The following is a 22,591-nucleotide window of genomic DNA, read 5'->3' as shown; positions in this document are numbered from 1 at the left end:
GCGCCGAGAGCCTCTCTCTCGACATCAACTCGTCACGAAGCGCAGCGCCGCCCTCTCACTTTGGAGGGCGGCGTCGCAAAGCCAACGAACAGGAAAGACGGAAAGCCTCGGAACCGGAAAAGCACCGTTCCGTATCTCCGGTTGTCCGGGAATCAGGCCGCGCGGTCGAGCAGCTTCTTCGCCCGTGCCTCCATGTCGAGTCGTGCGTCCTGATGAGTCTTGTCGCGCGCGACGGCTGTGATGCCCTGGACGAAATCAAACACGCTCTCGGGCTTCCGGCCTTCCTCGGACAGAACTGTGTCGATGATCTTCGCCGTCTCGGTCTTGGAGAAGCCGCCCTTGCGCAGAAACTCGCTGCGGTCCTCGTCGGTCCGGGCGACGATCCGCTCCCGCGCCGATTTGATGCCGTTGACGAAGGGCATCGGCGAAGAGTTCGCGAAGCGTGTCAGCGCCGGCGCCGCCTCATGGGCGAAGCGCGTCGCGGCGTATTTCGAATGGCGGATGGTGATCTCCTCGAAATCCTGAACACCCCACAAATTCCGATTCTGACAGACGGCGCGAAGATAGAAGCTCGCTATGCCGAGCGTCTTCGCGCCCACCTCGGAATTCCAGCAGTAGAAGCCGCGGAAGTAGAGGTCCGGCAAGCCGTCGGGCAGCCGGCCGGCCTCGATCGGATTGAGGTCGTCGACCAGAAACAGGAAGACATCGCGATCGGAGGCGTAGAGCGTCGTCGTATCCTGGGTGATGTCGACGCGCGGGTTGTAAACGCCAGTCGACCAATCAAGCACGCCTGGGACCTTCCAGCGCGTGTCACCCGTGCCATTGCCGGCGATGCGCTGAACAGCTGCCACGAGTTCGTGGTCAAATATACGCCCATATTCCGGACCCGTCGCGGCGCGAAGCTCGAGGCGACTGCCCTGCACCTCAAGCGTTTTTATCTGCTCGGCTCGATGAAAGCTGAGGCCGAACTGCAGGTTGATGCCAGCGAGCGGTGCCGGAAGCTGACGGAGGTAAGCCGCCGGCGCTCCGACCAAGCTGGCAAGTTGACCGAAGCTCCAATGAGTCGGCGCGATCGGCGCGTCGCAACCGGGTAGCATCAGCGTCAGGCGCTCGGCATCGTCGCGGTTGGCCTCCACTCGGATCGCGGTGCTCTCGACCGTTCGGGTCCGGCTGCGCTCGCTCCGGCTGCGCACGGCGGAGTAGAGATCCGACAAGGACAGATAGCGTTCGTCCGCCGGCCGCGAGAACCATTCGGATGAAACGCGGCCGATGCGCTCGCCGCGACTCACATCCACCTTGTAGCCGCCGGCGCAGTCGTGGGCAGCGATCAAAACTTCTGCTTGGGTCATGGGACAATCTCCATGACGGGCGCCGGAGGCCTCTCCTCCGATCATCAACCCGTCACGGCGAAGCCGATCCGTCCTCTCACTCTAATGGGGGCGTTGCGGGGTCTCCCCGCAGAAGGGGGTGCGTCGGCGACCGCGGCGCCGACCAGGGGGAAGGCTTTCCCCTCAAAGGCGCACCGCCGGAATTCGCCATATCATCGGAGCAACAGGCTGCGTAACCCGATGGACCAGCTCGGAAAGTTAGTGCGCGCGCAAACAAGGGGAACTGAACATCGGAGCCAACTGGCGGGTGCTTTCGCCATTTTCATACGACAGCTTGACTTGACGTCCCACACACCGGCAGAACGATCCTCCACAGACCACAACGTCAGCGATTGAAACGAAAATGACGTTCGATATCAGGGGCAGCATCAAGAATACGAAGATCAGCTCGAACCTGTATGTCGTTTTTGAGGAACCGATCTCAAATGCGACCGACTCATTCCTTATCCGCAAGCACGAAGACGCCTCTGAAACGGACATGCTGGTTGAAATCGACGTCTAATTTATTCGAGCTGACATGCTCGACGACCGAGAGTCCATGATCGTTTCCTGCAAAGACAACGGATACGGGTTGGGAGACGATCAGCTCAAGGCATTTCTAACCAAAGACACTTCCTACAAGGACGACCTTCCGATCTTCGCGATTGGTCAGTGTACCTGCGGCCGAGAGCCGCAAGTATTTTTGCTACGCTCCGTTACGCTATCTTGCGGCTATCAACGCAGGCTGACGCGTTAACTCGCTCGCGTTTGACGCGAGCTATGCGGGGTCATCGAGAATATCGTTTTCTTCCGTCATTCTGGGTGCCAACATCTCAGTCATCTCGACCGTGACGTTTCGTGCGGCGGAGTGATGGAGAAGACGAATGACGGAGTCCAAATTCCTGACACCGGAGGAAGTGTCTGCACGATACCGTGGCGAGGTCTCCGTGGGTACGCTGCGGAATTGGCGCGCAATGCGAACTGGGCCTGCATACATCAAGATCGGCAAAGCCGTCTTATACCCGGTGGACGAGCTTGACGCATGGGATCGGGGAAATCTGGTGATTTGTAGTGCGTCGAAAGAACTGAACGTGAGCTAGCTTGAGAAAAACAAAATCGCGCTCTAATATGATGACTCAATCCGCTGGCACGCTCGAGACAACGACTCGGTTGCTGTGCTCGGAATGATAGGGAGCTAAAATCGCGAACCGCGCTGCGTTTCCCCTGTTCAGCGGTGCACCGTCAGACCACCGCTTTCATCATAAGTCGGCTCAACACTGACGCCATGTCCTCGCGGCACTCCGTCCGTGACCAAATACTCAGCGCAGAGAAGGCGACGTTGAGTTGAGCGCTCCGAACCGGTCGGTTCAGGCAATCAGCCGTGTCCGATAGGCCTCAAGCCGCGCCAGTCGATCCTGCAGATACGTGCGATATTGGATCAGAAGATCATCTGGACTGGCGAACTCGCCAAGCACCCTTTCCGTCTCTGCCATCGCCTGATCGATGGTGAGGCAGCCCGAACCGTCGCCTGTCATCTGATCGGTCAAGTAGCGCTCGACCTCCAATCGAGTAGGTTCGGGGAGAACCGAGCGCGCTTCGAAATAGATCAACCGGAGCCCGAACCAGCGCAGTCGCTCGTCCTCCATGCCCTGGACGATCGCGAGGCGGTCCTCCCATCGCGCATCGTGGAACGCGGCAATGCGTGCCTCATCAGCAGGACCGGGAAAGCCGCTATAGATGCGCTCTTCGAGGTGCGGAGATAATGCGTAGGGCTCGCGCGCAGCCATGTAAGCAGCCACAAGCCGCGCGCACAGACCAGTGTCCGCCTTCATGAGACAGGCCCGGTCTCCGGTGGCGCCCATCGAACCGCCATCCAGCATATGCTCGGGAGCGTCGTAGAACGCCGTCAGCGTGGGCGCGGCATTGATCCTGAAGCGACGAATCGGACTTGGCTTCTGCGTCAGATGAACTTGCAGTTCGAGATCGCTCATCGCGGCAAGCCGGCCCATGTCTTCGTTGAGACTCAAGCAAAGCCGGCCATTGGCCTGATCGGGATCCCTGCCGATGCAGACGACCGACGTATGATAAGCTTGGCCGCCGAAAAACTCGGTCAACACGAAGCCGTCTTCGACCTCAATGAAATCCGCGACGGTCGCTTTGTTCGAGAAGCGCACGAAGCGCTGCCACAACTCCGGAGACCTTCGATAGACCAATCGGCTCAGTTCGAGCGTCGCAAGCACATCGGACATCGCGTCGTGTGCCCGAGCATGTGCGACGCCATTTGCCGCCGCCAACTGTTGCAAGCGAAATGTCCGCCGCCCTTCTTCGCTGACCGGCACAACTAGTTGCGCAGGCGACACGGCATCGGCGGCCATCACCAGACTGAGCGCATCGGCGCGGCAGTTTCGATGATTACTTGTCAGATATGCCGGATATAGGCACTGGAAGAGGGCGTGGCGCAGCATCTCCTCGTCGAAGCGGATGGAGTTGAAGCCGACGAAAACCGCAGGGCTCCAGGAAATCAAGGTCCGGCGAATATCTCCTACCATGGTGTAGTGCGACGGCAGGCTGGAATCAGTCAACGACTCGATCGGCAATCCGTTCGTCCGAAGCGCCGAAGGATGGGGAAGCACATGTGGCTGAAGGCGCGAGCGCGTCTCGAACCGAGCCACCTCGTTCAGGTTTTCATCGGTGCGAACAGCGGCGAAGTGGAGAATCTGATCGAAGCCACGCTTAAGCCCCGTCGTCTCGGTGTCGAAAAAGACGAAGCTCATGGGTGTGCTACCAACGAGTCAACCGGAAACGCATCGCCGCCGGGCTTACCCTAAACCGGCGCGCGAGACCCTCAATCGCTGCCTCGTCCTCGAGATCCACACCACCGCCTTCCAAGACGGCGGCTAAGAGGTCGCCGGGGATCAACAGCTCTGAGGCGAAGGCGTTGGCTTCGATCTCTATCGGTTCGGTTCCGAGCGCTGAGATATCATCTCGGAAGAGAACGCGTATCCCCTTGTCGACGTGAACGGCTTGTCTGATGTCTTCGTCGTGCAGCACATGATGGGCGAGTTCATGGGCGGCGGAAAAACGCTGGCGGTTGGGATGATGTAGCGCATTGACGCCGATGATGCCGATGCCGTCCTTGATATAGGCCATGCCCGAAAGATCCTCCTCCAGCGGTGCGTACTGAAGGACGATCTTGCGCGATTTAATGATGCGTTCGACAGGGACGGGCGGCGCTGAAACGCCGAACTCCCGAAGGATCGAGCGCGCAGCTTCGCGCGCTCGACCTGGATCAGCGTCCCTCACGATCCGACCTTAGAGCCGCGGCGTGGCGCGAGCGCGCTGCTGATCAAATCAGCGACCTGGGCGCCCGCGTTCTCGGACAGCGACTCCTTCGAAAGCTTCTCATTGACCAGCGTCATCTTCAATTCCTCCCCGATGGACTTATGCGGCATTGGCGGCAGCAGGTCGGCGACCTTCGCGAAATCAAGCGCGGTGGCGAGGGCATAGACATGGTGCAGCAATATGTTCTGCCGGCCGCTCTCGATGTTGGCGATCGACGCGCGAGACATCTTAACTTTGCTCGCCAACTGGGCCTGGGTCAGCGAAAGAGCCTTGCGCCGCGTCGAGACCGCGTTGCCGAACGCTATATAGACCGGATTGCCCGCCATCGCCGATGTTTGCGCTGCTTCGGGCATAATGTCAATCCCGCAAACATTATGTGCTTATTACAAACTTACTAGTGTGATCATTACTTGACATATTGGCCAATCTCAGGAATCCATATCCCGCCGGAGAGCGCGACGCTCACCGACGAGGCGAAGGAACCGAGATGTCGAAGCGCATTCATGTCGTGCCGCACGAATCAGGTTGGGCAACCCGACGTGAGGGGGCGTTGCGGGTGGGGTCCACCCATCACACCCAAGCCGAGGCGACGGAGGCGGCGCGTAGCACTGCGCTTCGCGAGCACGGCGAAGTCGTCATCCACCGTCCCGATGGCCGCATTCGCGACGCCAACTCCTACGGAAACGATCCCTTCCCGCCGAAAGGATAACCCAACGGATCGCTCACCAGGGCGATCCGGTCGGATCGGCGCGCGGAGGTCATTCAAAGAAGAGGACCAATATCGATGTCGAATTTTCCGTCCCTGCGCCGCGATGATCGGCCTGATGATCCCTTTGCCGACCCGCTGGACGCGGTACTCGCCGAGCTTGCCATCAATATTCAGCTTCCGCCCGGCCTGCATGCCAAGGCGGTCGAGCGATATGAGGCGGTCCGACGCTACATCGAACGACCCGGTAGTCCGCTCGAAGGCAGGGTCGCCTGCTTCTATCCCCAGGGCTCCATGGCAATCGACGCAACCACGTCGACCCGCGGCACGGACGACGAGTACGATCTCGATATCGTCGCCGAGATCGAAGGCCCCGACCTCGGTCCCGAGGCGCTGCTGGATGACCTGGAAGCCGCACTCGAGAGCTACCCGGTAAGCAAGGTCGTGCGCCAAACTCGGTGCATCACGCTCTACTACGCCGACGGCATGCATCTTGACATTACGCCGTCGCGGCGGCGGGCGCCGAAGGAGAAGGAAGGCGAGATCCCGCATGCGAAGAAGGGGACTCGCAGCGACCCGGCGCGCTATGTGCCGATGAACTCATATGCCTTCGGGAAGTGGTATTGCGCCCGAACGCCTACCGAGGAGCGGTTCGCGCTGGCGCTGAATCGTCAGCTGTACGAACAGGCCGGAATCGCCTTCGCCGCAGCGGACGTCGAGGACGTTCCGCCGCAAACGCCGCTCATCATCAAGAGCGTGACGACGGTCGCGCTGCAGCTAATCAAGCGGCACCGCAACATCGCCTACGCGACCGAGACGGGCCGGATCCCGCCATCGGTGATGTTGTCGTGCCATGCCGGCCATGCCGCCCGTCCGGGCATGAGGCTTGCGGAAATGCTGATCCGGCAGGCGCGCTGGACGGCCCGCGCGATCGACGACGCCGCGAAGCGCGGCCAGCTCCTGGTCGTGCCCAACCCCGAATTTCCGGTCGAGCGTTTCACCGACCGTTGGCCAGAATCTCAGCTGCAACAGACAACCTATTCTCGCCACCTGCACACCCTCGCTAACGGGCTCGAAGCCGCCCGCACCGGCGACGTGCAGCTGGAGGACTTGCAGGAGTGGTTGCGCGGGCAGTTCGGGGACCGGGTCGTCACGCGTTCTGTCAAAGCTTTCAACCAGCGGCTCGGGCGCCAAGTTCAATCACGGCAGCATGGTTATACGCGCTCCGGCGGCCTGTTCGTTCCCGCCGCGCCGGCGATCATCGGCGCGGCGACCAGCCTGGCGCCAGTCGCGGCTCGCGCACACACCAACATGGGAGAGCGCCGATAAGTGGTGATGACGGTCGACGCCCAGATCACTGACATGGCTTCCTTGTGGCCGAACTTGAAACTCATCGGCCGCCACGGCGCAATCGCGGCGTGGCAGGGCCCTCTCCGGCCTTTGCTTCAGACGTTTCAGGTCGAGATCACTTATCGAGCGCCGCTGGTGATCGAACGGCTCGACGTGCGCATTCTCCAGCCACGCGTCAAAGTCTTGTCACCGCCGTTACGGCACCGTCCGGGCGACCCGGAGGGTAGGCTCCCTCACGTGTACTACGGTTCGGATGGCGAAGTGACGCTATGCATGCTCGATCCCGATTCCGACGATTGGTCGCCGTTCGACAGCCTCTCGCAGACAACTGTGCCCTGGGTGATCGAGTGGCTTGCCGCTTACGAGGGCTGGCGCGCAACGGGTCAATGGACAGCGAGCGGCCGCCACGTCGTAGCAGGTGGCGTCGGTGTCTAAGAGCAGCATTCCGCAAAAGGTCCAATCGGCGCTGTGGGCGCGGGCTGCTGGCCGCTGCCAATATCGTGGATGCAATACTGATTTGGTCGGCGACCTGGTGGCCGGGCGGCAAGACGGGATCTTCGGCTTCATCGCACACATCGTGGCTGACGTCGAAGGCGGCCCGCGCGGCGATCCGATCCGGTCGACTCAGCTCGCGCGTAGTCTGGAAAATCTAATGTTGATGTGCGCCCGACATCACAAGCTGATCGATCTTGACGCCGTCGCCGATCATCCGGAATCTGTTCTGCTAACTATGAAAGCCGAGCACGAGGGCCGGATCGCGATCGTTGCCGGCATCGACGAAGACCGGGCATCTCACGTCATCAGGTTTGGGGCGAGCATTTGTGACAACGAGGCGCTTGTATCGACGCAGGCGATCTTTTCGGCGATGCCGCCCGACCGCCACCCAGCCAGCGGCCAGAGGTTGGATCTTGAAATGGTAGGCTGTGCGTTTCGAGACAACGAGCCTGCCTATTGGACGGTCCAGCGCGAGAACCTGAGACGCCAGTTCGAAGCGAAGGTGCGAGGCCGCGTAGAGCGACAGGAGATTAGGCATCTAAGCGTATTCGCACTCGCACCGCAGCCGCTGCTGATCGAGCTTGGCCGGCTGCTCTGCGATATCGTTCCGGCCGTCGTTCATCAAAGGCATCGCGAACCCGCGAGTTGGCGATGGGCGTCCGATGGCCCCCCGATCACATTCCAGGTCACCGAACCGGATATCGGGCTGTCAGGCTCGGTCGCGCTAAAGCTCGGTGTCAGCGCTACCGTGACCGACGCGCGACTCCAGGCGGTTCTCGGCGACGAAGCCGCGATCTGGTCGCTCTGCGCGGATCAACCTCACAACGACGTCTTGCGGCGAGCTGACGATCAGGCCGCATTTCGGCGCGAACTCCGACGGCTCTACGACCGCATCAAGGCTCGGCATGGCGAGGGAACGCTGCTGCATGTTTTTCCCGCGCTTCCCGCCTCCCTGGCGGTCGAGGTCGGCCGCGTCTGGATGCCCAAATCGGATCTTTCCCTCCGGCTCTACGACACAATCGATCGCACGGGTTCATACGGACCTTCGATATTCCCTAAACCCGATGCGACAAGCGCGCGGACATCTTCCTGTCCGCAATCCTCCTCGCCGCTGCGATTACCTGGTGGATCAATTAAGTCCGGACCCAAGCCCTCTCTCGTAGAGGCATGTATCCGAACGGGAGAAGCCTATTTTTTCAGGAGGCCACCAAGCCACTTTTGAAGGCTGTCACCGTTCATCAATTCGAGACGCGTCGGCAGAAAGGGAGTTATGAACGGATCAGATATTAGCCTTGGCGGAAAGTCCGACGTTGTAGTCAGGATTCCCTTAGAGGCATTCTGCTCCCCGCTGAGTACGCCCAGCAATGCACGAATGTCATCATATGAAACCTCGTTCCTCGGCTTATACGCCTTCACCGATCCTATGATCTTGATGCAACCAACCCCCTTCGAACAGCTATGACATCCCGTCCGTGATCCCCTGAGCGTGGCGTTAATGTCACCTCGTCGAACCCCGCTTTATCGAAGGCACCAGCGACGATCTCTTCCCAACGCGTCGCAGAAAGTGAATACGCTTGGCTCCAATCCGATTGCAGGCTTGCTACAATTTCATACCAAACCGCTGAGTTTGCCTTTATTAGAAATCCCTCTGCCGTTTTACGATCTGCCAGGACGATCTTGTGATCTGGTGTAATGATTCCCGCTACTCGCAACTCCGCTTGCTTATTCCCCTCGGAAAACCGCCGAGCGATAAACGACTCGAACACTGACGGAAGCCTGTCTTCGTAGATCAAGTCAGTAATTTTGATCTTCTCTGGTGGAATTTCCAGATTCCTAAAATCCACTAGTCGTGTGAACTCTAAAAGAATCGGAAACGCTAATTTCTGCGCAATAGGAAACAGCTTAACGGGCATGTAGAATATCAGTTGCTGCGCTAGGCGAACCCTTACCTCTTCCATCTGCTGCAAAGTAAGCATGGCACGCGCTCTTTACTACAACTGCGCATAGGTTAGCAGTCAGCCGGCTGTCGGGCCTTAACAGCCGGAATAGCCAAATCGCAGTTTCGAATACCGACTCCGTGATCAGCGCCTGCTAAGTTTGACAGATCACGTATCCATGTGCGTTCATTTCGGTACACGCCGAGAAGAATGACATCAACAGCCAATAGAGCTGAACGAAGTATGGGTCTGGCGCTTGGCCGGCTGCGACTTCCTTTAGCGCCTCTTCAACAGCACCGCGGCTCAGCGAAGAGGTCACGATGAAGACCCGACGAATTGCATCCGGCGCAAGCCGCACTTGAGCGAATTCGTTCATTAGCTCGTCGGCATCGCCTCGGACAATCCTCTTGATCCGGGTTTTGACTCCGCTACCGCTTACATACTTGTTGTTCCAACCACGAATTTTCGCTTCCATCGATTCCGGCGGAAGGCTCATACGCTGCAAGTTCTTAATTGCTTGGCTCACGGAGATATGGAACGGCCCAGCACCGAGCGATAGTGGACCATGCTTTGCGTGATAAAAGGTAATTCTAGGCGGGCTGCTGGAGTTGTTTAGCCCAATATAGTCCGCCCATTCGTCGCCAAGATCGTCGCACACAAGCACATCGTCCCCGTCCGCAACACTCGCTTCGATCACACCGAAAGTGGAGTCAGCATCAAAGGTGGCCTTTCGCGTCGAAAAGTTACCCTTTTCATCAGTCACTCCGTCTAGGAGCGGATCAGAGCGCAAATGGCGCAACAGGGCTGCGCCACCATCTACAAAGCCTTCGTCGCGGAACAAGGTCCCGTCGATGTAAGCTAAAGAGAGGGCGTCGAACAGCAATATGAACTTATCCTCGCGATCGATGTAGCGTCGGAGCGAGATCCGATTTGGATCGTGACCGAGAGCATACTCTGTACTTTCGACCTCGATGCCGGCAGTGATCGGCAATTGCAAGTCACGCAATGCTACGCGAGCTTGGTTGATTGCAATTGCTCCAACCGAATCAGCACCGTCGAAGATATCCATCCTCTTTCCGTCGCCGCTGACCCTAAACGCACGATCGAGCTCATTTAACGCTGCATCGATTTCATGCTTGGAGAGTTGAGTGAGTCTACCGCTATCTTCATGTACAAGTCTGATTTCGCGATCGACATGGATCGCATCAACAAATCCCGCAACGTCGACGGCAAAACTTGTTGGACGCGCGGTGCCGCCAATACTCGCCAAATCGATAGCGCGGGCTAAGGTACGGAGAAAGCTGGCAGGTGCAGCTCTTCCACCTACCAGCTCGTCAATTACAGATTTCGCGTACTCCACAAGTGCGAGGTGATCGACCCGATCAGACCGCTGCCCTATCCTGCCGGTGCTAGGAGTTGTAGAATAGTGGTCAGTTCCCGACCGGACCGCGTACGCCTGGGGCACATACCGGTTTGCGCCAGCAGGCCCGACAACATTTTGTAGGTCATCGGCTTCGAACGTTTTACTCCTCATCACGTGCTTGGAGACCGACATGTTTCGAAGCCGAATCTTTTCGAACACCGCTCCCTGCCGTGCGACCGCACGATCCACGCGTTCGGCTGATACTCGACCGAGATAGCGGGTGAAAAATCCTGCCGGAAGATCGAGCTTGGATTTAAGAATCGCGAGATGATCGCGATATTCGATCAAAAGAATAAATCCGCAGATTCGTTCTCGGATTCCTGCGTCTTCGGTTAAGAATGAAGGCGAGCGGTCATAGAGGAAGGAGATCGCAGACCAACGCGCGCGCCCAGCTTGGACGCGCCGATGGTAGAATATGTTTTGGGAGGCCGAGGGCTGGCTTGCCCGAACTTGGCGAAAAAGGTCATCCAATGCGGCATTGCTCATCTGCCGCTTAAGAATGTGAAAATTTGCTGTTTTTGCAACGCGAAGAGAGTCGATCATCCATCCCCCGTCGCGTTTCCGCGCGGAAGTACGCCATGTCAATTAAGACGGACCTTCAATATGATCAACTTAAGCGCGAATGCCTCCACGATGCAAATGGAAAGAACATGCCCCCCGCAAAGAAGAGTTAGAAGGCTACTCGATGTCGCGCAGCTCTAGACGGCCTGCTCAATAGCAACGTTAGCCACAAAGTGTCGGCTTATCGACACGTATCCGGTTGATGGGCGTTGAAGGCTATGATCTCTTGACTACGGGGCGACGGCATGCGGAGCGTGCTTGAGGTGCTATGCGACGACAACCCAGTGATCGTTCGATAAAGATTCTGTTCGCTTCTTCGGGGGGCCTATGCGCTTTCCCGGGATGTACAACGCAGCTCGTTCAGCCTCAATCTCGCGCATTACTGGGCGAACTCTGCCACATTCGTGCGGCCTCTCCCGGGGGGCCGAGATTCGATCCCGCGCAATCCGAAGAGTCGCGCAACGACGCAGACAACTTGATCATCCTATGTCCAACGCATCATCGTTTGGTCGATCAGGATCCGACCACTTACACAGCGGATTCGTTGCTTCTCATGAAACGGCGCCATGAGAGCCGCGTCGCAGCATTTCTCAGCTCGGTTGCTGTCGAGCTTACTGACAAGCAGGCTACCGACCTCTCGCGACAGGTGGAGGACGAATCAGTCGACTTCGCAGTTGTCGTCGCGTTGCGGAAGGAATTGGCTGCGCTTAAGCATTATTTTCCTGAGCTGGTACCGATTTCGTCGACATCGGATTCGACCCGCACGTACCTTCGCGGAACGATTCCAACAAGACGCGGCGGCTCGTATCGAGTTGTTGCCACTCTCCTTCATTCGATGGGAAATCTCGATGCCGCACATGCGACATCGGACCTCATCCACAAATGGAAGCCGCGATTTGTACTTGTGAATGGAATTGCTGGTGGAATCTCTAGAAAGGATCAGGGCTTCGGCGATATCGTGGCCTCGAACTCCATTTTCTATTATGAGCTCTCGAAGGTTCGACCCAATCATCAGGAGCATCGAGCTCGGCAATTTCAGGCGGACCCCATCCTCGTGGATGGAATACTGAACTTGACCGACTCAACGTGGCGCGCACATTTGCCTTCAAGGCCCGATGGGAAAAGCGCGAGCGCCATCGAGCCGAGAATTCATGTCGGACCAATTGCCTCTGGAGAGAAGGTGATTGCTTCAAGCGAGGCTGCCCAAGAGCTTCGGTCGTTGCAACGCGATCTCATCGCAATTGAGATGGAGAGTGCAGGAGTCGCTTCTGCGGCATTCAGCGCTGTCAAGAAGGTGGGATTCTTGACGATCCGAGCCATCTGCGACTTCGCCGACGGCAAAAAGAATGACATGTGGCAAGAGTACGCAGCGTATTCCGCGGCTTCGTGCTTGCGAAGCTTCATTGAGTCGCGCCCAGTTTCCCTCTCGGAGGGGGCGTGGCCGAAGTCCGTTGCTTCGGTAGCGGCAACGAAGTCGCGTATTTCGATAGCTCAACGTAAGAAATTGTTCGATGAGCTGTGTACGGCGTTCGATATGGAAGAGTTTAAGAACCTTTGCTTTCTCCTGGGCGTGGACATTGACGAAATTCCCGGCGACCGCAAATCGGCCCGGGTCAGAGAGCTAATTTTACTGTTCGAGCGGCGCGATACGTTGCACGTATTGGAGGAAGCCGTCGATGAAAGGACACGTTAACGGAAAACCTGAGCATTCAGGCTGATGCTTTCGGCGGTGTCCGTAAGCCGTCGATACGCACTGAAATGCATGTCACGGACAGATCGGGCATTGAAACAAGGACTCCAATCGAAGCGGCCAGGACCGAGCGTGAACTCTCGTGACTATCACGAACAATCACCCACTACATGCCCCAGTCTCCGCCTCCTACAGCTCGATCAGAATCTAAAATAACAGCAAACTCAAATAGATAATAGACGCCGCAGGCTCATGCACAACCATCCCTCCGGCGATCCCTCGCCCTCGCAGGCCGACATCCAGATGACCAAAGCGATCATCGACATCGCAAAACCGCTCGGCATCGCCGTGCACGACCACATCATCGTTGGCAAAAGCGGGCATGCCAGCCTGCGCGGGATGCGGTTGATCTAGGGCAACGCGTGTCGGACCAGCCTTGCACCGGCTCTCAAAACCTGACCGTTAATCCGCCACCCGCGTAATAGCTTGTCTCGGCCTGGTATTTGACCCCCGCTGGCGTGCTCGCGCCTCCAAAGCCGAACGGAAGCACGACAGCCGGGGCTGAAACGCCAGGGACCTTGTTATCGTAGTTGAGGCCGCCAAAGGCCCGCAACGCCCAGCTCGGCGCCAGCTTGATGTTGACGCTGGCTTCGGCATTGGCAACGAATGCGGTGGTCGTTGCACTGGACGTTGTGGCAGAGAAGGTCGGGGCGAAAAAGGGCACCCCACCCACGAAGACGTTGACGGAGTCCGAGCCCGTCAGCGATACCCGCCGCATGGCGAGCCCGGCGTTGCCACCAGCCACAAATGTCAGCCAATCCGTCACAGGTACCGAACCAGACAGGCCGGCGCGGGCTCCCCAGTCCGTCCAATCGAGCTTGGTGTCCGCGTCATAGCGGACGGACGCAGTGCCGCCGAAAACGAGATTGGTTTCGGACAACGTCTGAGAGTTGCGGGACTTGCCGCCAAACACCGCAAGCGACGGCGTAATGGTGACGCCGCTCACCTTGAAATCTGTCGCGTACCGCCCGCTGACTTGCCAACTCGAATAGCTGGTACCGAGCGTGCTGGAAACGACACATGATGTGCCGGCGCCGCAAGCGACCGAGCCCGCGAAGTTTGTGATCCCGCCAACCTGCGGCAGCGAATATCCCGATCCCAATGTCGACACAGCCGTAGCTGCTTGCGAGGCGGTCGCGTTGACATAGGACCCGCTGAACTCGATCCGCCCATTGGTGCCGATATTCGACAGAGACACACCGGGAGGCAAAACGAAGCCCAATCCGCCGGAGATGCCATATCCGGTTGCCCGCGGGTCATATGTATTTGCCGCGGATATCCCCGATCCCGGGGCGACCGGCAACAGACGAGTGCCTATATCATAGGTCGGCAGGCGGATCGACTGCGCTGAGCCGTCAGCCCAGAAGTAGACCCCGCCAGCCGTGCTCGCGGTGGCCACCCCCGGCGCCTTGATCGGAATATCTGCGGCAAGTACAGGCGCGGAAGTTGCCGCCACCAGTCCGGTTGCGATGATCGATAGCCGAATATGCCGATAAAGCACTGAAACCCCTCAGATGAACATGCCTTCGACGCCAAGGCATCATTTCGGCAAGATTCTAGGTGAGGTGCGGCGAGACTGTCGTCGCTTATGACGAACGGTGCTGTAGCGGTTTGCGTATTCTCGCCCCTCAATATCCATGAGCTGCACTGTTGAGGCTTCCGTGCAACATAACGGCGCGACACCGCACCGAGGTGCTCTTTTACGAACGGAATTATTGCTTTTCGCGAATAGCGCTTGGCACCAAGTTCCAATATGCTCGATGTCGCCAGCCCTCACTGCGGACTCCAATGTAAATGCAGAGAATCTCGTTTGACTCCGCCGATCTTCCCGGCGACGAGTGGCTGCGCAGAGATCGCTGGGTCGATTCACTGTCATCCGGTTACGTGCGTCTGCGCGCCGACGCCAGGCCCAACGTGCCCTTCGACGGCCAGCTCAAGATCATGCTGCTCGGCCAAGCCGCGATTGGTCGCATTTGCGGGACCGTGCAGACCATTTCGCGCGGAGCCGCGGAAATCGCCATCGAGAACACCGACAATGCCGTGCTTCTGCTCAATAGCGGAACGGACGAAATGCTCGTTGAGCAAAGCGGCAAGAGCGTTGCCTGCACCGCCGGTGCTGCGGTGCTTATCGAACAGTGCGTGCCGTCGACCATCAATGTAAGTGCGCAGCATCACTGCAATTTCATGGCAATTCAATTGCCGCGCCAGCAGCTGCGTGGCCAGACGTGCAACGTCGAAGATCGATTCATGACGCCGATTCCGGCATCGGCTTCGGCGCCGGCGCTGGCATACGCTTACGTCGAGACGCTGCTGAAGCTATCCGGCGCCGCGGAGCAAGCCGATATCCCGCGTTTTGCCGCCGACCACATCGCCGATCTCGTCGTGGCTGCAGTGGCCCTCAAGACCTTGCATCAGGAGACACAGGCGCCGAGTTTGCGAGCGGCTCGGTTTGAGACCGTCCGGCGCGAGCTTGATCGCAATTTCATGATGCCCGGCTTTTCCTTGACGGCGCTCGCACGCCGCCTTCTGGTTTCGCCGCGCTATGTGCAGGCGCTCTTCTCCGAAGCCGGAACGTCGTTCACCGATGAACTGACCACTCGCCGCCTGATGCGGGCTCACGAGATGCTGGCGTCGCCGCACTACGCACATATGAAGGTCATGGACGTCGCCTACGAGTGTGGATTCCCGACAGTATCGCACTTTCATCGCATTTTCCGGCGCCACTTCGATGCGACACCAGGCGAAGTGCGCGACAGAGCGATCACATAAGTCGCGCTGGCCGGCTCAGTAGCAATACCTGTGATCGACCCGGACGTAGTAGCCGTCCGGCCTCTGCATGTAGCAGCCGCGCTGATAGGCGTAGTAGCCGGAGCGGCGGCGCTCGCCTTCGGAGGCGATCGCGGCGCCCGTGCCGGCACCGACGACGGCACCGATGGCAGCCCCCCTGCCTCCGCCGAGCGCACCACCGAGGATCGCCCCGCCGACGCAGCCGATGATCGCGCCGCCGATGGCATCCTGGGCCGCCGCCTCATGCGCCGGCACCGCCATCGCAACCGTCAGACAGGCCGCGATTCCAAAACTTCCAATGCGAAGACCTCGAAGCATGCTCGCCCTCCCTGTGGTGGAGGGAGTCATAGCCCCGGGCGAGGATTCGGGCCAGACAAATTGCCGGCACGGCGGCCCGCGATGGCCGGAGGCGCAGCGCGAAGACGGCTCAAACCGCGCCGCGTACGATGCACCGGCCGGCCGATTGGACGTCAAGCATCGACCCAGCGCTGCACGGCCTCGACGGTATCGGCGGGCGTGGTGTTGAAGCAGATCGCAGCGTCCGGCGCGAGGCGATGGACGAGGTTGAGCACCTTCTCGAACAGCACGAGGCGCTCCTTCGGCTCGCGCAGGCCGGCGCCGATCACGATGCAGTCGAAACGCTCGTCGCGCAGCGCCGCCGTGACGCCGGCTTCCGCGGTGGCGTCGAGATCAATCAGGCAGCTCGTGACCTCGAAGCCGAGATCGCGCAGGCGCAACAGCTGCGCATCGATGTAGGTTCGCACGAGCTCCGGCGTGAGCTGCGGGAATGCGCTGTAGTCGGCACTGCCGGGTTCGATGCCGATCGCGAGGACGCGTTTGGCCATGCCGGATCTCCCAACGAAATCGCCTCTTCCGTCAACGAGATGCCCGGTCTGCAGGTTCCGCCTTCGCGTGGCGCCATTCGGCGGCAGCGAATGTGGGCCCGCCTACTGACGCAGCATGATCAGGGGATCGGCGGTATCGGGGACGCGCCGCCACTGCGCGTTGTCGTCGGCCTCGAACTGCCAGACGTTGCCCGATTTCGACATCAGGATGATCTGGCCGCGCTCGAGCCGCCATTGCGTCGGGTTGAACTGCGCGATGGCCGGATCGCATTTCGGCTTGAGGAAGACCTGGAAATTGTCGGAGCCGGCTTCCGTGTTGGTCAGCGTCAGCCCGCAGACCGGCTGGCCGTTGCCGCGCACCATCGCCCAGTCGCCGATCATCTGGTCCATCGACTTGGCCATCGAGCGCGCGGCGGCGAGATCCTGCAGGATGTAGACGCCCTCGCCCTGGCGCAGGCCTTCGAAGATGCCGGCCTCGACCTCGGTGAAGTCGATCACGGCTTCACCGGTCGCGTCCTGCAGGCGGACGATGTCGAGGCCCCTGACGCTCCAGGCGACGATGTCCTTGGTGAAGGGCAGCGCCGCCTTGCAGGCCGGCTCCAGCTCCAGCTTGAAGCCCTGCCCCGCGGCGTCGCCCTTCATCGTGACGACGCAGGTCTTGCTGCGCTCGGTGGTCGAGAGCTCCCACTGCCCGAGCATCTCCTTCTTCAGGGTCGTCGTATCCTGCGCATGCGCCGGCCTCGTCTGAGCAACGCCGATCGCGGCCAAATGGGCCGCGACGGCGCCGATCGCGGCCAAATGGGCCGCGACGGCGGATGCAACGACCCGAAGACTTCGCATCAGCGCCCCTTGAATGGCGTTTCGGCAACCGGCGTCAACGGCGCCTTGCCCGAGAACCATGACTTGAGGTTGTCGACCACGAGCTGGTCCATCGCGTTGCGCGTCACCACCGAGGCCGAGCCGATATGCGGCAGCAGCACGACGTTCTGCATCGCCTTGAGCTCGTCCGGCACGGTCGGCTCGGCCGCGAACACGTCGAGGCCGGCGGCGAGGATGGTGCCCGACTTGAGGGCCTGCACAAGCGCCGGCTCGTCGACCACCGAGCCGCGCGCGACGTTGACCAGCACGCCGCGCGGGCCGAGCGCCTTGAACACCTCGGCATTGATCATCTTGTTGGTCGAGGCGCCGCCGGGCACGATCACCATCAGCGTATCCACCGCCTTCGCCATCTCGATCAGATCGGGATAGTGCTTGTAGGAGACGTCCTTGGACGGATTGCGCGAGTGGTAGACCACCGGCACCAGCGAGGCGTCGAGCCGGCGCGCGATGGCCTGGCCGATCCGGCCCATGCCGACGATGCCGACCTTGCGGTCGCGCAGCGAGCCGACGCTGAGCGGATAGTTCTGCGTCTGCCAGAGGCCGGAACGCACATACCGGTCGGCCTTGATGAACTCGCGCAAGGTGGAGATCAGCAGGCCCATCGCGACGTCGGCGACCTCCTCGGTCAGCACGTCGGGCGTGTTGGTGACGATGATGTTGTGCTCGGCCGCGTATTTGGCGTCGATATGGTCGTAGCCGACGCCGAAGCTCGCCACCATCTCGATCTTGGGCAGTTGCGACAGCGACTCCTTGTCGGCACGGACGGTGTGATAGGTCACGGCGACGCCGCGGATTTTTTCGCGGATCGCCGGCGTCAGCCGCTCGAGGTCGCCGCGCGTCTCGGCCTTGTGCACGACGAAATGGTCGGAAAACCCGTTCTCGAGGATCGGCCGCACCGGCCCATAGATCAGAAGGTCGATCTTCTCGGACGAAATCGAACCGGCAGCCATCAGTTTTCCTTTCCAAGAGCGCTTTCATGCCAGCGCCGTAAAACGAGGTGGGAAACTACCGCCAGCACCCCATAGATGACAATCCCGGCCAGCGATAACAAAAGCAGCGCTGCGAACATGCGGGGTATGTTCAATCGATAGCCGGACTCGGCGATCCTGTAGGCGAGCCCCGAGCCGGCACCGGCTGTTCCCGCCGCGATCTCCGCCACGACCGCGCCGATCAGCGACAGGCCGCCGGCGATGCGCAAGCCGCCGAGAATGTAGGGCAACGCCGCGGGCAGCTTGAGAAAGCGCAGCGTCTGCGGCTTTGAGGCGCCATAGAGCTGGAACAGGCCGGCAAGGTTGCGATCGACCGAATTGAGCCCAAGGGTGGTGTTGGACAGCACCGGGAAAAAGGCGACGATGAAAGCACAAACCACCACCGCGGTCTGCTGCTCCAGGTAGATCAGGAGCAGCGGCGCGATCGCGATCACCGGGGTGACCTGGAGGACGATGGCATAGGGGAACAGCGAATATTCCACCCATTTCGACTGGTTAAACAACAGCGCCAGCGCGATGCCGCCGATGCTGGCCGCCGCAAAACCTTCGAGCGTGGTCAGAAGCGTGGTGGCGAGCGATTGTGACAGCACTGCCCAGTCCTTGATCAGCGTCAGGACGATGACGGAGGGCGCCGGCAGCACGTAAGGCGGGATGTCCTTGATGCGAACCAAGAGTTCCCAGGCGAGCATGCCGGCCGCGAACACGATGACGGGAAGCACGAAACGCATCGCGCGTTGTGCGCCTCGCGGTTTTGCAGTGACGGCCGCCTGCGCGCTCATAAGGTCGACTGCCCCGAATAAGACGGAGCCAGCGCAGCCGACACCTTCCGGCAATAATCGGAATAGGCGGCGGAGGTGCGAAACGCCTCGCCGCGCGGCTCGACCGTCTCGATGCGGATGTCGGCCTGGATGCGGCCGGGCCGCGCCGTCATGACCACTACGCGCTGCGACAGATAGACGGATTCGAACACCGAATGGGTGACGAAGATGACGGTCTTGCCGAGGCTGCGCCACAGCGCGAGCAGATCATTGTTGAGGCGGAAGCGCGTGATCTCGTCGAGCGCGGCGAACGGCTCGTCCATCAAAAGGATATCCGGATCGGTGACGAGCGCGCGCGCCAGCGACACCCGCATCTTCATGCCGCCGGAGAGCTCACGCGGAAAGGCATCGGCGAAATCGGCGAGCCCGACGCTGGCCAGCGCCGCGTCGGCACGCCCGCGCGCCTCCGCCTTCGGCACGCCCGCGAGCTTCAGCGGCAGCCGCACATTCTCGCGCACGCTGGTCCAGGGCATCAAGGTGGGCTCCTGAAACACGAAGCCGATACCGTGACCCGGCTGTACCACGCCCTCGTGATGGGCCACCCGCACGATGCCTGACGACGGCGCGCTGAGCTCCGCGATCAACCGCAGCACCGTCGACTTGCCGCAACCGGACGGGCCCAGCAGCGAGATGAACTCGCCCTTGCGGACAGTGAGGTCGAACGGGCCGAGCGCCATGACGCCATTGTCATAGGTCTTCGTCACGCCGCGCAGGCTGACGGCGAGATGCGTCAGGCCGGCGTCGGCCGGGGACGAGATTTTGCCTGATGACATCGAGCTTGCGCTACGGCTTGCTCGGGCGCAGCTCGACGCCGACGCCCTTGTTGACGAAGCGCAGCGTGTAGGATTTGCGGAAGTCGAGTTCGGGCTTCACGACGCCGGCCTTGACCATCTTGTTGAAGAAGGAGGTGTAGCGCTCGTCGCTCATCGCGCCGATGCCGTTCTTCAGGCTGTCGCCGGAATCGACGATGCCATGCTCCTTCATCTTGGCGACGGAATAGGCGAGCAGGTCGTCGGTCATTTCCGGATTGAGCTTCTTGATCATGGCGTTGCCGGCGGAATTGTCGCGGTAGATGTAATTGTACCAGCCGATCATGGAGGCATCGACGAAACGCTGCACCAGGTCGGGCTTCTTCTCGACCACGTCGCGGCGGGTCTCGATCAAGGTCGAATAGGTGTTGAAGCCGTAATCGGCGAGCAGCAGCACGTTGGGCTTGAAGCCGGCGGCCTTCTCCACCGCGAACGGCTCGGAGGTGACGTAGCCCTGCATCGCGCTCTTGGGATTGGCGATGAAGGGTTGCGGATTGAAATTATAGGGCCGGACGTTCTTCTCGCTGAAGCCGTATTCGGACTTCAGCCACTGGAAATAGCTGCCCATGCCCTCCTTGGAGACGAACAGCGTCAGCGGCTTGAGATCCTCGATCTTGCTGACCTTGGCATCCGGCTGCGTCAGCATCACCTGCGGATCCTTCTGGAAGATCGCGGCGATGGTCACGACGGGAACGTTGTTGGCGACCGCGTCGAACGACATCAGCGTGTTCGCGGCCATGAAGAAATCGATCTTGCCGGCGATCAGCAGCATCCGGTTGTTCTCGTTCGGGCCGCCGGGAACGATGGTGACGTCGAGGCCGTATTTCTTGTAGGTGCCGTCGGCGACCGCCTGGAAGAAGCCGCCGTGCTCGGCCTCGGCGACCCAGTTGGTGCCGAAGGTGACCTTGTCCAGCGTTTCGGCCCGCGCCGGGACGCTCCAGACCAGAGCGGCCATCAGGCCCGCAGTTAGCGCTCTGCGCAGATGAGAGGGGGTCATAATGGCACTCCGTCGATCGCTTCCAGCATAATCGCGTCTAGCTCGTGGCAGGCCAACGCGATAAAACCGCATGACGTCAGGGGACACGAGCCGGCCGGGCCCGCGTCCCCTGATAACCCAAATTACGTGACAAATTCGGGCAATGAAACCTCCAAAGAAAACTCAATGATGCCATCCCGCGACTGGACCGAGATCCGCTGGGTCGATGCGCCCCCCGCGGAGACGTCGCGATGGATCGCGGTGCTGCCGCTGGCGGCGACCGAGCAGCACGGCCCGCATTTGCCGCTCACCACCGACGTGCTGATCGCGGACGCGTATCTTGCGCGCGTGCGCGAGCTTCTGCCCGACAACGTTCCGGCCAGTTTTCTTCCCGTCGAACCGGTCGGGATTTCCACCGAGCATATCGACTATCCCGGCACGCAGACGCTGCCGACTGAAACCGCGTTGAAGCGATGGACCGGGATCGGCGAGGAGGTCGCGCGGCGCGGCGTGAAGAAGCTCGTCATCATCACCAGCCATGGTGGCAACAGCGCGGCCATGATGCTGGTGGCGCAGGATCTGCGGGCGCATCAAAAAATGTTCGTGGTGACCACGTCATGGTCGCGGCTATCAGGCGCCGACACATTGTTCCCGGCCGACGAAGTGCGCCACGGCATTCATGGCGGCGCGGTCGAGACCTCGATCATGCTGGCGCGCTATCCCGATCAGGTGCGCAAGGATGCCATCGCGGATTTTCCTGCGAGCAGCATCGCACTGGAGCAGCAGTACCGCTGGCTGTCGACGCAGCGGCCCGCGCCGTTCGCCTGGCAGGCGCAGGATCTCAACGCCAGCGGCGCCGTCGGCAATGCGACATTGGCCGTCGCCGCGAAGGGCGAGCAGCTCATCGATCAAGGCGCCCGTGCTTTTTGCGAACTCCTGGGCGAGGCCGATAACTTCGACGTGAACAGGCTCGCCAAGGGGCCCCTCGGCTAACCAATATCCTATTGCAATCATTTACGAAAACTCCTCGCTCCGGGAGCGGATTCGCCGCATTCGAACCGGACGCGGGGAGCCTCCGTCAAACTGGGCACGCGGGCCACAACGGACCGCCTCAACCCCGGATGGAGTTTCACATGTCGATCAAGACCAAGATTGCCGCTCTCGCTCTCGCGACCCTCGCCGTCACCGGCAGCATCGTGTCCACCACCTCCTCGGCCGAAGCCAAGCAGCCCGGTTGGGTCTGGGGTGTCGGTGCCGGCATCGCCACCGCCGCTGTCGTCGGCTCCGCGATCGCCGCCAACAACGACCCCTATTACTACGGCTATCACCGCTGCGGCTGGGTCGCCCAGTACAACGCTTTCGGCCAGTACGTTGGCCGCGTTCGTAGCTGCTACTGATTTGAGTACCTGAGGCCGATCTTACGTGGATCCTGCGTCCGACACGGGCGCCTCATCCACCCCGTGTCGTGCCCCCGACCCCGCCCGGCTGTCCCCCCGGGCGGGGTCATTCTTTTTGGGCCGAGAATTGTTGCCGTCCCGTCACACAGCGGTGCGAACC

General features: G+C 60.5%; 25 protein-coding genes and 2 pseudogenes. 12 read left to right on the top strand and 15 right to left on the bottom strand.

The window, feature by feature from the left end; all coding sequences use genetic code 11:
- Window positions 1–152: 152 nt before the first annotated feature.
- Window positions 153–1,349, bottom strand: a complete 1,197-nt coding sequence (locus CIT37_RS04300; RefSeq protein ID WP_026192137.1) for a hypothetical protein — start codon at window positions 1,347–1,349, stop codon at window positions 153–155.
- 382 nt (window positions 1,350–1,731) lie between these two features.
- On the opposite strand from CIT37_RS04300, the gene CIT37_RS04295 reads away from it, so the two are divergent.
- Window positions 1,732–1,890, top strand: a complete 159-nt coding sequence (locus CIT37_RS04295) for a hypothetical protein (protein ID WP_016839828.1) — start codon at window positions 1,732–1,734, stop codon at window positions 1,888–1,890.
- A 361-nt stretch (window positions 1,891–2,251) separates the two neighbouring features.
- The gene (locus tag CIT37_RS04290) at window positions 2,252–2,467 is read left to right on the top strand and encodes a helix-turn-helix transcriptional regulator (RefSeq protein WP_011082899.1); all 216 of its coding nucleotides are present in this window, start codon (window positions 2,252–2,254) and stop codon (window positions 2,465–2,467) included.
- 267 nt (window positions 2,468–2,734) lie between these two features.
- On the opposite strand, the gene sbcB is transcribed toward CIT37_RS04290, so the two are convergent.
- From sbcB to CIT37_RS04275, 3 genes are read right to left on the bottom strand one after another with little or no spacing between them, the layout of a single operon-like run.
- Window positions 2,735–4,141 carry an exodeoxyribonuclease I gene (sbcB, locus tag CIT37_RS04285; RefSeq protein WP_011082900.1) on the bottom strand — a complete coding sequence of 469 codons (1,407 nt, stop codon included), beginning with the start codon at window positions 4,139–4,141 and terminating at the stop codon, window positions 2,735–2,737.
- 7 nt (window positions 4,142–4,148) lie between these two features.
- Complete coding sequence (locus tag CIT37_RS04280; RefSeq protein ID WP_011082901.1) at window positions 4,149–4,670, bottom strand: ImmA/IrrE family metallo-endopeptidase; 522 nt, start codon at window positions 4,668–4,670, stop codon at window positions 4,149–4,151.
- On the bottom strand, window positions 4,667–5,062 hold the full coding sequence (locus CIT37_RS04275; protein WP_011082902.1) for a helix-turn-helix transcriptional regulator: 396 nt from the start codon (window positions 5,060–5,062) through the stop codon (window positions 4,667–4,669). The genes CIT37_RS04280 and CIT37_RS04275 overlap by 4 nt, the downstream gene beginning before the upstream one ends.
- Before the next feature lie 134 nt (window positions 5,063–5,196).
- Here CIT37_RS04275 and CIT37_RS04270 point away from each other — a divergent pair, with 134 nt between their 5' ends.
- The 4 genes from CIT37_RS04270 (at window position 5,197) to CIT37_RS04255 (ending at window position 8,482) form a co-directional block, all read left to right on the top strand.
- Window positions 5,197–5,418 (top strand): DUF2188 domain-containing protein, encoded by a 222-nt coding sequence (locus CIT37_RS04270; protein WP_011082903.1) that lies wholly within the window; start codon window positions 5,197–5,199, stop codon window positions 5,416–5,418.
- 75 nt (window positions 5,419–5,493) lie between these two features.
- Complete coding sequence (locus CIT37_RS04265; protein WP_011082904.1) at window positions 5,494–6,744, top strand: nucleotidyltransferase domain-containing protein; 1,251 nt, start codon at window positions 5,494–5,496, stop codon at window positions 6,742–6,744.
- Between the two features lie 6 nt (window positions 6,745–6,750).
- The gene (locus CIT37_RS04260; protein WP_202557271.1) at window positions 6,751–7,200 is read left to right on the top strand and encodes a type II CBASS E2 protein; all 450 of its coding nucleotides are present in this window, start codon (window positions 6,751–6,753) and stop codon (window positions 7,198–7,200) included.
- Window positions 7,193–8,482 carry an SAVED domain-containing protein gene (locus CIT37_RS04255; RefSeq protein WP_109866622.1) on the top strand — a complete coding sequence of 430 codons (1,290 nt, stop codon included), beginning with the start codon at window positions 7,193–7,195 and terminating at the stop codon, window positions 8,480–8,482. The genes CIT37_RS04260 and CIT37_RS04255 overlap by 8 nt, the downstream gene beginning before the upstream one ends.
- On the opposite strand, the gene CIT37_RS40145 is transcribed toward CIT37_RS04255, so the two are convergent.
- The 3 genes from CIT37_RS40145 to CIT37_RS04245 all read right to left on the bottom strand — a co-directional run bounded on the left by CIT37_RS40145 (window position 8,449) and on the right by CIT37_RS04245 (window position 11,163).
- Window positions 8,449–8,676 carry a restriction endonuclease gene (locus CIT37_RS40145; protein ID WP_071908403.1) on the bottom strand — a complete coding sequence of 76 codons (228 nt, stop codon included), beginning with the start codon at window positions 8,674–8,676 and terminating at the stop codon, window positions 8,449–8,451. The genes CIT37_RS04255 and CIT37_RS40145 overlap by 34 nt on opposite strands.
- A gap of 5 nt (window positions 8,677–8,681) precedes the next feature.
- A complete protein-coding gene (locus CIT37_RS04250) occupies window positions 8,682–9,236 on the bottom strand; it encodes a restriction endonuclease (protein ID WP_011082907.1) in 555 nt (184 codons plus the stop codon).
- 115 nt (window positions 9,237–9,351) lie between these two features.
- Complete coding sequence (locus tag CIT37_RS04245; protein WP_011082908.1) at window positions 9,352–11,163, bottom strand: hypothetical protein; 1,812 nt, start codon at window positions 11,161–11,163, stop codon at window positions 9,352–9,354.
- A gap of 286 nt (window positions 11,164–11,449) precedes the next feature.
- On the opposite strand from CIT37_RS04245, the pseudogene CIT37_RS40140 reads away from it, so the two are divergent.
- From CIT37_RS40140 to CIT37_RS04235, 3 genes and pseudogenes are all read left to right on the top strand, one after another.
- Window positions 11,450–11,638, top strand: a pseudogene (locus CIT37_RS40140) (hypothetical protein); the annotation flags it as partial.
- 96 nt (window positions 11,639–11,734) lie between these two features.
- Window positions 11,735–12,874, top strand: coding sequence for a phosphorylase family protein (locus CIT37_RS04240; protein ID WP_223153803.1), 1,140 nt, complete (start codon window positions 11,735–11,737; stop codon window positions 12,872–12,874).
- Window positions 12,875–13,120: 246 nt separating this feature from the next.
- Window positions 13,121–13,285 (top strand): annotated as a pseudogene (locus tag CIT37_RS04235) (JAB domain-containing protein); the annotation flags it as partial.
- A gap of 34 nt (window positions 13,286–13,319) precedes the next feature.
- Here the strand turns inward: CIT37_RS04235 and CIT37_RS04230 are convergent.
- The gene (locus tag CIT37_RS04230) at window positions 13,320–14,432 is read right to left on the bottom strand and encodes a hypothetical protein (RefSeq protein WP_152036322.1); all 1,113 of its coding nucleotides are present in this window, start codon (window positions 14,430–14,432) and stop codon (window positions 13,320–13,322) included.
- A 293-nt stretch (window positions 14,433–14,725) separates the two neighbouring features.
- Here CIT37_RS04230 and CIT37_RS04225 point away from each other — a divergent pair, with 293 nt between their 5' ends.
- A complete protein-coding gene (locus CIT37_RS04225; RefSeq protein ID WP_095424462.1) occupies window positions 14,726–15,700 on the top strand; it encodes an AraC family transcriptional regulator in 975 nt (324 codons plus the stop codon).
- Window positions 15,701–15,715: 15 nt separating this feature from the next.
- Here CIT37_RS04225 and CIT37_RS04220 read toward each other — a convergent pair whose 3' ends face one another.
- The 7 genes from CIT37_RS04220 to CIT37_RS04190 all read right to left on the bottom strand — a co-directional run bounded on the left by CIT37_RS04220 (window position 15,716) and on the right by CIT37_RS04190 (window position 21,055).
- Window positions 15,716–16,036 (bottom strand): YMGG-like glycine zipper-containing protein, encoded by a 321-nt coding sequence (locus CIT37_RS04220; protein ID WP_095424463.1) that lies wholly within the window; start codon window positions 16,034–16,036, stop codon window positions 15,716–15,718.
- A 152-nt stretch (window positions 16,037–16,188) separates the two neighbouring features.
- The gene (locus tag CIT37_RS04215; protein WP_038947423.1) at window positions 16,189–16,563 is read right to left on the bottom strand and encodes a caspase family protein; all 375 of its coding nucleotides are present in this window, start codon (window positions 16,561–16,563) and stop codon (window positions 16,189–16,191) included.
- Between the two features lie 102 nt (window positions 16,564–16,665).
- Window positions 16,666–17,403, bottom strand: a complete 738-nt coding sequence (locus CIT37_RS04210) for an AprI/Inh family metalloprotease inhibitor (protein ID WP_038947422.1) — start codon at window positions 17,401–17,403, stop codon at window positions 16,666–16,668.
- Entirely contained in the window at window positions 17,403–18,392 is a 990-nt protein-coding gene (locus CIT37_RS04205; protein ID WP_028143812.1) for a 2-hydroxyacid dehydrogenase, read from the bottom strand. The genes CIT37_RS04210 and CIT37_RS04205 overlap by 1 nt, the downstream gene beginning before the upstream one ends.
- Entirely contained in the window at window positions 18,392–19,210 is an 819-nt protein-coding gene (locus CIT37_RS04200) for an ABC transporter permease (protein ID WP_095424464.1), read from the bottom strand. Before CIT37_RS04200 ends, CIT37_RS04205 begins: the two co-directional genes overlap by 1 nt.
- Entirely contained in the window at window positions 19,207–20,022 is an 816-nt protein-coding gene (locus CIT37_RS04195) for an ABC transporter ATP-binding protein (protein WP_095424465.1), read from the bottom strand. Before CIT37_RS04195 ends, CIT37_RS04200 begins: the two co-directional genes overlap by 4 nt.
- A 10-nt stretch (window positions 20,023–20,032) precedes the next feature.
- Window positions 20,033–21,055, bottom strand: a complete 1,023-nt coding sequence (locus CIT37_RS04190; RefSeq protein WP_038973021.1) for an ABC transporter substrate-binding protein — start codon at window positions 21,053–21,055, stop codon at window positions 20,033–20,035.
- Between the two features lie 165 nt (window positions 21,056–21,220).
- Here CIT37_RS04190 and CIT37_RS04185 point away from each other — a divergent pair, with 165 nt between their 5' ends.
- Window positions 21,221–22,027 carry a creatininase family protein gene (locus CIT37_RS04185; RefSeq protein ID WP_095424466.1) on the top strand — a complete coding sequence of 269 codons (807 nt, stop codon included), beginning with the start codon at window positions 21,221–21,223 and terminating at the stop codon, window positions 22,025–22,027.
- Between the two features lie 140 nt (window positions 22,028–22,167).
- On the top strand, window positions 22,168–22,431 hold the full coding sequence (locus CIT37_RS04180) for a hypothetical protein (protein WP_028143817.1): 264 nt from the start codon (window positions 22,168–22,170) through the stop codon (window positions 22,429–22,431).
- Window positions 22,432–22,591: the final 160 nt, after the last annotated feature.

The organism is Bradyrhizobium ottawaense, assembly GCF_002278135.3.
Lineage (GTDB): Bacteria > Pseudomonadota > Alphaproteobacteria > Rhizobiales > Xanthobacteraceae > Bradyrhizobium > Bradyrhizobium ottawaense.
Note: the sequence above shows the minus strand (reverse complement) of the source record. Positions and strands in the feature narration are given on the sequence as shown.

Coding starts and splice junctions, on each gene's coding strand:
- CIT37_RS04300 (WP_026192137.1), bottom strand. CDS start 1,349: ATGACCCAAGCAGAAGTTTTGATCGCTGCCCACGACTGCGCCGGCGGC.
- CIT37_RS04295 (WP_016839828.1), top strand. CDS start 1,732: ATGACGTTCGATATCAGGGGCAGCATCAAGAATACGAAGATCAGCTCG.
- CIT37_RS04290 (WP_011082899.1), top strand. CDS start 2,252: ATGACGGAGTCCAAATTCCTGACACCGGAGGAAGTGTCTGCACGATAC.
- sbcB (WP_011082900.1), bottom strand. CDS start 4,141: ATGAGCTTCGTCTTTTTCGACACCGAGACGACGGGGCTTAAGCGTGGC.
- CIT37_RS04275 (WP_011082902.1), bottom strand. CDS start 5,062: ATGCCCGAAGCAGCGCAAACATCGGCGATGGCGGGCAATCCGGTCTAT.
- CIT37_RS04270 (WP_011082903.1), top strand. CDS start 5,197: ATGTCGAAGCGCATTCATGTCGTGCCGCACGAATCAGGTTGGGCAACC.
- CIT37_RS04265 (WP_011082904.1), top strand. CDS start 5,494: ATGTCGAATTTTCCGTCCCTGCGCCGCGATGATCGGCCTGATGATCCC.
- CIT37_RS04260 (WP_202557271.1), top strand. CDS start 6,751: ATGACGGTCGACGCCCAGATCACTGACATGGCTTCCTTGTGGCCGAAC.
- CIT37_RS04250 (WP_011082907.1), bottom strand. CDS start 9,236: ATGCTTACTTTGCAGCAGATGGAAGAGGTAAGGGTTCGCCTAGCGCAG.
- CIT37_RS04245 (WP_011082908.1), bottom strand. CDS start 11,163: ATGATCGACTCTCTTCGCGTTGCAAAAACAGCAAATTTTCACATTCTT.
- CIT37_RS04240 (WP_223153803.1), top strand. CDS start 11,735: ATGAAACGGCGCCATGAGAGCCGCGTCGCAGCATTTCTCAGCTCGGTT.
- CIT37_RS04225 (WP_095424462.1), top strand. CDS start 14,726: ATGCAGAGAATCTCGTTTGACTCCGCCGATCTTCCCGGCGACGAGTGG.
- CIT37_RS04220 (WP_095424463.1), bottom strand. CDS start 16,036: ATGCTTCGAGGTCTTCGCATTGGAAGTTTTGGAATCGCGGCCTGTCTG.
- CIT37_RS04215 (WP_038947423.1), bottom strand. CDS start 16,563: ATGGCCAAACGCGTCCTCGCGATCGGCATCGAACCCGGCAGTGCCGAC.
- CIT37_RS04210 (WP_038947422.1), bottom strand. CDS start 17,403: ATGCGAAGTCTTCGGGTCGTTGCATCCGCCGTCGCGGCCCATTTGGCC.
- CIT37_RS04205 (WP_028143812.1), bottom strand. CDS start 18,392: ATGGCTGCCGGTTCGATTTCGTCCGAGAAGATCGACCTTCTGATCTAT.
- CIT37_RS04200 (WP_095424464.1), bottom strand. CDS start 19,210: ATGAGCGCGCAGGCGGCCGTCACTGCAAAACCGCGAGGCGCACAACGC.
- CIT37_RS04195 (WP_095424465.1), bottom strand. CDS start 20,022: ATGTCATCAGGCAAAATCTCGTCCCCGGCCGACGCCGGCCTGACGCAT.
- CIT37_RS04190 (WP_038973021.1), bottom strand. CDS start 21,055: ATGACCCCCTCTCATCTGCGCAGAGCGCTAACTGCGGGCCTGATGGCC.
- CIT37_RS04185 (WP_095424466.1), top strand. CDS start 21,221: ATGATGCCATCCCGCGACTGGACCGAGATCCGCTGGGTCGATGCGCCC.
- CIT37_RS04180 (WP_028143817.1), top strand. CDS start 22,168: ATGTCGATCAAGACCAAGATTGCCGCTCTCGCTCTCGCGACCCTCGCC.